Raw genomic sequence first — 10159 nt, forward strand, 5'->3', positions numbered from 1 at the left:
CCATGAGCCTCGCCGCCCCCGTGACCGCCGCCGTCCCCGCACCCCCGCGCCCCGCCCCCGCCCCCCTGAGCCGGGCCGGCGCGGCCGGCGCGCTGCGCCGGCACTGGCCGCTGCTGCCGCTCGCCGCGACCGTCCTGCTCCTGCTCGCCCCGCTCCCGGCCGGCGACGCCACCGCCTCCGGGAAGGTCGGCCCCGCCGACGCCGCCTCCCTGCTGCTCGCCCTCGTCTGCGCCGTCCAGGCCCTGCGCGGCCGGGTGCGGACCCTCAACCCGCTGGGCGTGCTCGTCCTCGGGACCCCGGGCATCGGACTCGCCGTCTCCACGATGACCGCCGGCGACCCGTACGCCGCCGTACCCGGGTTCGTCCGCTACCTCCAGGTGTTCGTGCTGGTCCCGGCGGCCGTGGTGCTGCTGGTGCGCGACGCCCGGGAGTTCCGGCTGGCCGCCGGGTGCTTCGTGGTGCTGGGGCTGGTGCAGGGCGCGGTGGGGGTCGTCCAGTACGCCACCCACACCGGGGCCTCCTACCAGGGCGAGGACATCCGCGCCGTCGGCACCTTCGGCCCCGGCGACGTCATGGGCATGGCCACCGTCGTCGCCTACGGGCTGATCGTCGCCACCGCCGCCGGACTCGCCCCCGGGCTGCCCTCGAAGGTCCGGCGGGCCGCCGGAGGCTGCGCCCTGGTGCTGGTCGTCCCCCTGGTGCTGTCCTTCAGCCGCGGCGCGTGGATCGCCACCGTCGGCGCGGCCGTGCTCGTCATGTGCCTGGCCGGGATCCGGCGGGCGCTGGCGGTGCTGCTGGCCCTCACCGCCCTCGGGGTGGTGCTCGTCGGCGGGCTCGGGCTGGGCTCCGAGATGGTCGCCGAACGGCTGCACTCCATCACGCGGGTCTCCAGCGCCCCCGACCAGTCGGTGACCGACCGCTACACGATGTGGGCCGCCGCCGAGTCGATGTGGCGCGAACGCCCGGCCGTCGGCGTCGGGCTCAAGGGCTTCCCCGCGCACCGCGACGGACACTCCTCGCTGGGCCTGTCCTCCGGCAGCGACACCGCGGGCGCCGGACAGGCCTTCATGAAGCAGCCGCTGCTCTCCCCGCACAACATGTACCTGCTGATCCTCGGCGAACAGGGGCTGGCCGGACTGCTCGCGCTGGTGGGCGGCTGGGCCGCCCTCCTCGTCGCCGGACTGCGCCGGTACGCGTCCACCGCCGACCGGGGCGTCCGGGACTGCGGGCTGATCGCGACCGGGCTGTTCACCTGGCAGCTGACCGACTTCCTCTACGCGGACATCGGCGGCCCCTCCACCGTCCTCACCGGTGTGATCATCGGGCTCGCCGCCTGGTGGGCCCTGCCCTCCCCCGTCCCCGCGGCCACCGCCGCCCCGGCCCGCCCGCCCGCCGACGGGCCGGCCGCCCGGTGACCGACACGACCCCCTGGCGGCGGCCCGCGCCCCCGGCGAGCGACCTCGCCGCGGCCGCGGGCCCCGCCGCTGTTCCCGCCGGCCGCGCGGGAACGGGCGCCGGCCCGGACCGGCCCGCGGCCGGAGCCGACCAGACCGGCGGCAAGACCGGCGCCCCGCTCGGACGGTTCCTCGCCAAGGCCGCCGCCGTCACCGCCGGACTGACCGCCGCCGGGGCCCTCTTCGGCCTCGTCCGCGACCAGACCATCGCGCACCTCTTCGGCGCCGGACACGACAGCGACGCCTTCCTCATCTCCTGGACCGTCCCCGAGATGGCCTCGACCCTGCTGATCGAGGACGCCATGGCCCTGCTCATGGTCCCCGCCTTCAGCCAGGCCCTCGCCCGGCGTGCCGCCAGCCGGGCCGGACTGACCCGCAAGGAAGCCCGCGCGGCCGACCCCGTACGCCTGCTCGTCGGGGCCACCCTGCCGCGCCTGATGGTCTTCCTCGCCGCCGTCGCCTCCGTCCTCGTCCTCGCCGCGCCCCTGGTCGTCGACGTCCTCGCGCCCGGCCTGCCCGACCCGGAACTGGCCGTCCAGTGCACCCGGCTGACCGCCCTGACCGTCCTCACCTTCGGCATCGCCGGATACTTCAGCGCCGCCCTGCGCGCCCACCGCTCCTTCCTGCCGCCCGCCGCGATCTACGTCTCCTACAACGTCGGGATCATCGGCACCATGGTCGCCCTCCACACCCTGTGGGGCGTCCGCGCCGCCGCCGCCGGGGTCGCCGTCGGCGGACTGCTGATGGTGCTGGTCCAGCTCCCCGCGTTCATCCGCAACGTCGGCTTCGGACCGCCCCGCGCCAAGGCCGCCCCCCGCAGCCAGCGCGACCGCGACCGGCCCACCCTCATCGCCTTCGGCGTGATCGCGCCCGTCATCTCCTTCGCCGTCTTCCGCCAGTCCCAGGTCCTCGTCGAGCGCTTCCTCGCCGCCTCCCTGCCCCCCGGCGCCATCTCGCACCTCAACTACGCGCAGAAGGTCGCGCAGATGCCGATGGTGCTCTCCCTGATGATCTGCACCGTCACCTTCCCCGTCGTCGCCCAGGCCATGGCCGGAGGCGAACGCGAGAAGGCCCGGCGGCGCGTCGAACAGGACCTCGCCCTCGCCTCCCTCGCCGTCCTGCTGGGCACGGCCCTCGTCATCGGATACGCGCCGCAGATCATCGAAGTCCTCTTCGAACGCGGCGCCTTCACCCACCGGGACACCCTCACCACCGCGTCCGTCATGCGCGTCTACGGCCTCGGCCTCCTCGGCCACTGCCTCGTCGGCGCCCTGTCCCGGCCCTTCTTCTCGACCGCCCGGCCCACCTGGTTCCCGGCGCTCGCGATGGGCGCCGGGCTGTTCGTCAACATCGCCGCCGGAGCCCTCTTCGTCGGCTGGTGGGGCACCTACGGCATCGCCGCCGCCAACGCCGCCGGCATCACCGCCACCGCCGCCCTGCTCCTCACCGGCATCGGCTCCCGCATCATCGCCATCCAGGCCCGCCGCGTCGCGATCAGCATCGGCCGTCTCGCCGTCGCGGCCGCCGCCGCCTGCGCCACCGGCTGGCTCGCCGGCCCGATGATCCCCGACCCGGCCCTCAGCGCCGCCCTCGGCTGCCTGCTGGTCCCGGCCATGTTCGGGGCCACCGGCCTGGCCATACGGGCCCTGGAGATCACCGCCCTGCCCGGCCAGATCGCCCAGCTCGCCGCCCAGACCGCCGTCCAGATCACCCAGCTCACCCAGAGGTTCCGCAATGCCCGCTGACACCGACACGGCTCCCGCCGCCGTGGCGGCCGCCGCCCGCCGGACCCCCGCCCCGTGGGTCCTGATGTACCACTCCGTCGCCGAGTTCACCGATCCCGCCGAGGACCCGTACGGGATCACCGTCACCCCCGGCACCCTCGAAGCCCAGCTGCTGTGGCTGCGCTCCCGCCGGCTGCGCGGGGTCGGCGTCGGCGAACTCCTGCGCGCCCGCGCCGCCGGACGCGACCACGGGCTCGTCGGCCTCACCTTCGACGACGGCTACGCCGACTTCCTGACCCGGGCCCTGCCCCTGCTGCGCCGCCACGACTGCACCGCCACCCTGTTCGTCCTGCCCGGACGGCTCGGCGTCGACAACGTCTGGGACCCGCTCGGCCCCCGCAAATCCCTGCTCACCGCCGAGCAGATCCGCGAGGTCGCCGCCGCAGGCCAGGAGATCGGCTCCCACGGACTCCTCCACCAGGACCTCACCACCACCCCCGACGACGTCCTCCGGCAGGAACTGCGCGGCAGCCGCGAACTCCTGCGGGAACTCACCGGCACCCTCCCCGAAGGGTTCTGCTACCCCTACGGCCACCTCGACGCCCGCGTCGTCGACGCCACCCGCGCCGCCGGATACGGATACGCCTGCGCGATCTCCCCCGGCCGCCTCGCCGGCCGCCACGCCCTGCCCCGCACCCACGTCAGCCAGGCCGACGGGTCCGCCCGGCTGCGGATCAAGGAGCTGCGGCACGAGGTGCGCGAGCTGCGGCGGAAGGTGCCGGTGCTGCGGTGAAGGCCCTCCACATCATCACCGGACTCGGCGTCGGCGGCGCCGAACAGCAACTGCGGCTGCTGCTGCGCCACATGCCGATGCCCTGCGACGTCCTCACCCTCACCAACCCCGGCCCGGTCGCCGACGGCCTGCGCGCCGACGGGGTCCGGGTCGTCCACCTGGGCATGAACGGCAACCGTGACCTGGGCGCCCTGCCCAAACTCGTCCGGTTCATCCGGCGCGGCCGCTACGACCTCGTCCACACCCACCTCTACCGGGCCTGCGTCTACGGGCGACTCGCCGCCCGGCTGGCCGGCGTCGGCGCCACCGTCGCCACCGAACACTCGCTCGGCGACGCCGAGATCGAAGGCCGGCCGCTCTCGCGCGGGGTCCGCTCCCTGTACCTGGCCAGCGAGCGGCTCGGCGCGGCGACCGTCGCCGTCTCCGACACCGTCGCGGCCCGCCTGGAGGGGTGGGGGGTGCCCGCCGCCCGGGTCCACGTCGTCCCCAACGGCATCGAGGCCGCCCGCTTCCGCTTCGACGAGGGCGTCCGCCGCGCCACCCGCGCCCGCACCGGGCTGCCCGAACGGGCCTTCGTGGTCGGCGGGGTCGGCCGGCTGGTGCCGGGCAAGCGGTTCGACGTCCTCGTCCGGGCCGTCGCCGCCCTGCCCGGGGCGCACCTGCTGCTGGCCGGGGACGGCCCGGAGCGGGCCGCCCTGCGCATGCTCGCCGCCGAGCTGGGCGCGCAGTCGCGGATCCACCTGCTGGGGGAGCGGGACCCGCTGGGCGACGGTCCCGACGGGCGCACGCCCGGGATCCCCGCCCTGCTGGCCGCCATGGACGTCTTCGTGTCCCCGTCGCGGGAGGAGGCGTTCGGGCTCGCCGTGGTCGAGGCCCTCGCCGCCGGACTGCCCGTGCTGCACGTGACCTGCCCCGCCGTCGACGACCTCCCCGCCGTCCAGGCACCGGGGGCGCGGCGGATCGGCACGGGCACCGAGGAGCTGGTCGCCGCGCTGCGGGGGCACATGGAGGCGGGCGCGCGCCGGCTGCCGGCCCCGCCGGTGGTGCGGCGGTACGACATCGCGCGCAGCGCGGAGCGGCTGCTGGACGTCTACGAGCTCGCGCTGGCGGTACCGGACTGACCCCTTCTCCTCCCCGTACGCACCCCGCGTACGCACCCCGCGTACGCCCCTCCGCGTACGTACTCCCTCCGTACGTACTCCCCTTCTCCCAGGAAGCGAGCATTCCCATGGCCGACAGCGCCGACCCGAAGAAGTCCGACCACCGCTCCGGAAGGAAGCGCGGGCTGCCGCCGCTGCCCGCGTGGTGGCCCCTGCCCGCCTGCGCCGTGCTCGGGATGGTCGCCGGCGGGGTGTACGGGGTGGTCAAGGCGCCCGAGTACGCCGCCACCGGCTACGTCGTCGCCGTGCCGAACGAGACCACCGAGCCCGCCACCGCCCAGGGCTTCGCCCAGGCCTACGGGCGCATCGCCACCAGCAGCTCCACCCTCGCCTACGCCCAGCCCCGCGCGGGCGTCAGCGCGAGCCGGCTGCGCACCCAGGTCATGGTCGAGACCTCCCCCGACTCCCCGATGATCGCGATCACCGGGACCTCCGGGAGCCCCTCCGGGGCCGCCGACATCGCCAACGCCGTCGCCGACGCCCTCACGCTCACCAGCAACCAGGCCGCCAAGAACACCGGCGTACAGCTGCTGCTGTTCAGCCAGGCCGTCGCGCCGAGCGAGCCCGCCTCCCCGTCCGCCGCGATCAGCGCCGCCGTCGGACTGTGCGCCGGCGGGCTGCTCGGCGGCCTGTGGCTGCTGGCCCGGCCCGCCCGCCGCAGGTCCGGGGCGCAGGCGTCCGGGGCGCAGGCGTCCGGGGCGCAGGCTTCCGGGGCGCAGGCCTCCGGGGCGCAGCCGGAGGAGGCCCGCCCGGCGGTGGAGGAGTACGCCTCCCTGCCCGCCCAGGGCGAGCACTCCGAGACCAAGGAGAAGGAGTCCGTGCGATGACGCGGGGCTCCGCCGGGGCCCTGACGGTGACGCTGTGCCGGGACTCCCGGCAGTTCGCGGCGCTGGAGGAGTCCTGGAACCGGCTCGTCCGGGAGTGTCCCACCGCCACCCCCTTCCAGAGCCACGCCTGGCTGCACTCGTGGTGGCTGTCCTACGGGAAGGACGGGCGGCTGCGGATCGTGCTCGTGCGGCGGGGCGAGGACCTCGTCGGGGTGGCCGCGCTGATGCTCGTCCACCGTCCGCTGCCGAGGCTGGTGCCGCTGGGTGGGCCGATCACCGACTACTTCGACGTGCTCGTGTCGCGGGAGCACGCCGACCAGGTCGTGCCCGTCCTCGCCCGCGGACTGCACCGGGCCGCCCGCGGCGCCGTCGTCGACCTGCGCGAGGTACGGCCCGGGGCCGCCGCCGAGGCAGTGCTGGAGGCCTGGCCCGGGGTGTCCAGCAGGCTGACCGACTCCACCTGCATGGAGCTGCCCGCGCTCCCCTTCGACCAGCTCGTCAAGCGGATGCCGGCCTCGGGCGCCCAGCGGGTCCGGGCCAAGCTGCGCAAGACGGACGCCGCGGGGATCGAGGAGCACGAGGTCACCGAACACGAGGTCCCGCAGGCCGTCCGGACCCTGCTGCGGCTGCACGAGAAGCAGTGGCGCGGCCGCGGGGTGACCCCCGAGCACCTGCGGCCCCGCTTCGCCGAGCACCTGACCCGGGCCACCCGGCGGATGGTGCGGGCCGGGGAGGGCCGGCTGACGGAGTTCCGGCTGGACGGGAAGGTGGTGGCCGCCAACGTCACCCTGATGTCCGCCGCGCTCAGCGGCGGCTACCTGTACGGGGCGGACCCGGGCCTGCGCGAGCGGAAGGTGGACGTGGCCACGCTGCTGCTGCGGCATGAGGCCGGGCGGGCGCTGGAGGAGGGCCGGCCGGTGGTGAGCTTCCTGCGCGGCAACGAGCCGTACAAGAACCACTGGCGGCCGGAGACGGTCGTCAACCAGCGCCTCCTGCTGGCCACGCACGCGCTCGCGCCCCTGATGCGGCTGCACGAGTCGCAGGTCACGGGGCGCGAGCGGGCGGTGGGGGCGCTGCGCGAGGCGCTGCCGGCCGCCCGGGACTGGCGGGCGCGGCTGAACGAACTGCGGGTGCGATGACCCGGCTGGAACGGCTGGAACGGCTAGAACGGCCAGAACCCGGAGTCCCCGCCCCAGCCGCCGAGGTCGATGCAGAGCGACTGGTTGCCCATCAGCTTCGAGAACCAGTCGCCGAAGTCGAGCGGCAGGCACCACTGCTTGCTGTTGACGGGCTGCTGGGGCTGCGGCTTGGGCTCGGGCTTCGGCTGCGGCTTCGGCGGCTGCGGCTTCGGCGGCTGGGACGGCCGGGGCGTCGGCCGGGCGGGCTGGGTCTGCTGGGGTTCGGGCTGGGGCTTGGGGACGACGGGGCTCGGGGTGGGGGTCGGGGTCGCCTCGGGGGTGGGTACCGGCGGGACGACGGGCGGGACGGACACCTCGGGCTCCGGGGCCACGGGCGGGGTCGGGATCTGCGGGGTCGGGATCTGCGGGGTGGGCACGACGGGGGTGGGGATCACCGGGGTCGGGACCACGGGCGTGGGCACCACCGGGGTGGGGACCACCGGGGTCGGGACCACCGGCGTCGGCACGACCACCGGGCCCTGGTCGGCCAGCGCGTCGCGGAAGACCTGCGAGGACCTCGGGTTCTGCTTGCACTGCCAGACGCCGTGCGGGCAGTAGTCGGTGATGGTGTGGTAGAGCGGGTGGTGCTCGTCGATCCAGCGGAGCATCCGCCGCACGTACTCCGGGTTGTCCCCGTTGCGGAACAGCCCCCACTCCGGGAACGAGATCGGCTTCCCGTGTGCTTTCGCGAAGTCGACGTGCTGCTGGAGCCCGTACGGCTGGCTGACGTGGTCGTCGAAGGTCCGGCCCGGACCCTGGTCGTACGAATCCATGCCGATGACGTCGACCACGTCGTCGCCCGGGTAGCAGGCGGTCCACGGGATCGCGTCGGTCCCCCGGTTGGGGGTGAAATCGAACTTGAACCGCTGACCGGGCACGGCGCGCATCGTGTTGACGACGCGGTTCCAGTACGCCTTCCAGTGCTCCGGGTCGGGCCCGCAGCGGTGGGTGTAGGTGGTGCCGTTCATCTCCCAGCCGAGCACGATCACCGTGTCCGGGACGCCGAGCTCCACCAGCCGCTCGGCCAGTCGCCGGAAGTGCCGGTCGTACTCGCCCTGCGCGCCGGCCCGGATCAGCTGGGCCACCTGCCAGTCGGGCACCCGGCCCTCGTTGCGGGCCTGCATCGGCACGTTCAGGACGAACATCCGGTCGTCCTTGGCCTGCCGCCAGCGCGCCCAGTCCTCCAGGAACGGGACCCGGCCCTCGATGCCGGCCCAGGAGTCGCCGGGCAGGTAGGTGTGCCCGACGCGGATCTCCCGGCCGCCCAGCCAGCGCGACAGGTACGGGATGCGGGCGACCCCGGCCGGCCCGTAGTCGAGATAGGCGCCGAACGCGGTGCCGGAGCCCCTGCCCGGTTCGTCGTCCGGGGCGGCGAGCGCCGCGCCGGTGGCGAGCAGCCCGGCCGTGACCGTACCGACGCAGGTGCTCACCAGGCGGTGGTGTGGTCTGGGCATGTCGTCTCCCGAGCTCTGCCGAACCGGTGTGCTTGCCAACGACGTTAGACATCAGATCTGACGAACGGCCTGTCCGGTGGCCGCTGCCTAGGCCATTCGCAGCTGCGCATCCCCTCCGCTTGGTCCGACTAGGTGAAAGTCCGTTTGTATGTACGCGTTCGACGGCCATGTGCCCGCAGTTCTGCTCAGACTCGATCGCAACCCGTTCCACCACGGAACCCTCGGCGCCGTCAGATCCCTCGGGCGCAAGGGCGTGGAGGTCCATGCCGTCGTCGAAGCCGGGGGAGGTCCCGTGGGTCGCTCGCGGTACCTGCGCGCCACGCACCCCGGCCCGGCCGGAGGCCTGGACCCGCAGGCCCCCGAGGCGCTGCTGGAGTGCCTCGTCGGGGTGTCGGAGCGGATCGGCCGGCCGGCGGTGCTGGTGGCGATGGACGACCTGAGTGCCATCGCCGTCTCGCGCGTGGCCCCGATGCTGACGGACCGTTTCCGGATCCCCCATCAGCCGGACGACCTGCCCGCCCGGGTGGCCGACAAGGCCGAGCTGTCGCGGCTCTGCGCGCGCTGGGACGTCCCGCACCCGGAGACGGTGATCCCGCAGAGCGGGGCCGAGGCGGCGCAGGCCGTGTGGGCGCTGGGGCTGCCGGTGGTGGCGAAGTGGAGCCGGCCCTGGCTGCTGCCCGCCGGCGGCGGGCTGCGCAGCACCACGCTGGTCGACAGCGCCGCCGGGGCGCGGGAGCTGTACGCGCGCTCCGCCGAGGCCGGCAGCCGGCTGCTGCTCCAGCGCTTCCTGCCCGAGGGCCCCGACACCGACTGGTTCTTCCACGGGGCCTTCGGGCGTGCCGGACGGCCGCTGCTGGCCGGGTCGGGACGCAAGGAGCTGGCCTGGCCGGTGCGGGCCGGACTGACGGCGGTCGGGCGGTGGCTGGCGGACCCGGCGGTGGAGGAGTCGGGGCTGCGGATGGCCGAACGGCTGGGCTACCAGGGGATCCTGGACCTCGACTTCCGCCGCGACGAGCACGGCACCTTCCGGCTGGTCGACTTCAACCCCCGCCCGGGGGCCCAGTTCCGGCTGTTCGCGGACGACGCGGGGCTGGACGTGGTCCAGGCGATGTACCTGGACCTGACGGGTCAGCGGGTCCCGGAGCCGGTGGGCGGTCCGGGGCGGGTCTTCGTCGCGGAGAACTACGCCCTGCTGGCGGCGGTCCGGGGGCGGTCGCTCCCGGGGCGGCGGTCGGGCGGGGGCGGTGGTGCTTCGGCGGGGGCGGGGGCGGGTGCGGGCGTGGCTGTGGCTGCGGGTGTGGCTGCGGCGTCGGGTGGTGGTGCGGGTGCGGCTGCGGCGTCGGGTGGTGGTGCCGGAGCGGCTGCCGGTGCCGTGCGGCCCGGGCCCGTACGGGTGGCGGCGCCCGCGGAGCGGGGGCGGGTGGAGGCGGCCTGGTTCGCCGCCGACGACCTCGGGCCGTTCCTGGCGATGCTCCGGGCGTTCCTGGGGCGGGGGCTGGGCAAGGGCGCGCGCGTCCTGCGCGGCGTCCCCGCGCAGGGGCGGCGCACCGCCCGCGCGGTGCGCGCCCC

8 protein-coding genes are annotated in these 10159 nt (G+C 75.3%); 7 read left to right on the forward strand and 1 reads right to left on the reverse strand.

Going from position 1 to position 10159, the window contains the following annotated elements; translation table 11 throughout:
- Positions 1-2: 2 nt before the first annotated feature.
- From ABT403_RS27670 to ABT403_RS27695, 6 genes are all read left to right on the forward strand, one after another.
- Complete coding sequence (locus tag ABT403_RS27670; protein ID WP_344151220.1) at positions 3-1415, forward strand: O-antigen ligase family protein; 1413 nt, start codon at positions 3-5, stop codon at positions 1413-1415.
- The gene (murJ, locus tag ABT403_RS27675) at positions 1412-3199 is read left to right on the forward strand and encodes a murein biosynthesis integral membrane protein MurJ (RefSeq protein WP_344151223.1); all 1788 of its coding nucleotides are present in this window, start codon (positions 1412-1414) and stop codon (positions 3197-3199) included. The genes ABT403_RS27670 and murJ overlap by 4 nt, the downstream gene beginning before the upstream one ends.
- Positions 3189-3971, forward strand: a complete 783-nt coding sequence (locus tag ABT403_RS27680) for a polysaccharide deacetylase family protein (protein WP_344151226.1) — start codon at positions 3189-3191, stop codon at positions 3969-3971. Before murJ ends, ABT403_RS27680 begins: the two co-directional genes overlap by 11 nt.
- Positions 3968-5092, forward strand: coding sequence for a glycosyltransferase (locus ABT403_RS27685; protein ID WP_344151229.1), 1125 nt, complete (start codon positions 3968-3970; stop codon positions 5090-5092). The genes ABT403_RS27680 and ABT403_RS27685 overlap by 4 nt, the downstream gene beginning before the upstream one ends.
- 107 nt (positions 5093-5199) lie before the next feature.
- Positions 5200-5958 carry a YveK family protein gene (locus ABT403_RS27690; protein WP_344151232.1) on the forward strand — a complete coding sequence of 253 codons (759 nt, stop codon included), beginning with the start codon at positions 5200-5202 and terminating at the stop codon, positions 5956-5958.
- The gene (locus tag ABT403_RS27695) at positions 5955-7097 is read left to right on the forward strand and encodes a GNAT family N-acetyltransferase (RefSeq protein WP_344151235.1); all 1143 of its coding nucleotides are present in this window, start codon (positions 5955-5957) and stop codon (positions 7095-7097) included. Before ABT403_RS27690 ends, ABT403_RS27695 begins: the two co-directional genes overlap by 4 nt.
- Before the next feature lie 23 nt (positions 7098-7120).
- Here the strand turns inward: ABT403_RS27695 and ABT403_RS27700 are convergent, their stop codons facing one another.
- Positions 7121-8590: a glycoside hydrolase family 26 protein gene (locus ABT403_RS27700; protein WP_344151238.1), complete on the reverse strand. Its 1470-nt coding sequence runs from the start codon at positions 8588-8590 to the stop codon at positions 7121-7123.
- Between the two features lie 148 nt (positions 8591-8738).
- On the opposite strand from ABT403_RS27700, the gene ABT403_RS27705 reads away from it, so the two are divergent.
- A partial coding sequence (locus ABT403_RS27705) for a carboxylate--amine ligase (protein WP_351650084.1) occupies positions 8739-10159 on the forward strand: 1421 nt, incomplete at its 3' end.

Origin of the sequence: Streptomyces sp. NPDC000075, assembly GCF_040301925.1 — a bacterium.
Lineage (GTDB): Bacteria > Actinomycetota > Actinomycetes > Streptomycetales > Streptomycetaceae > Streptomyces > Streptomyces polychromogenes.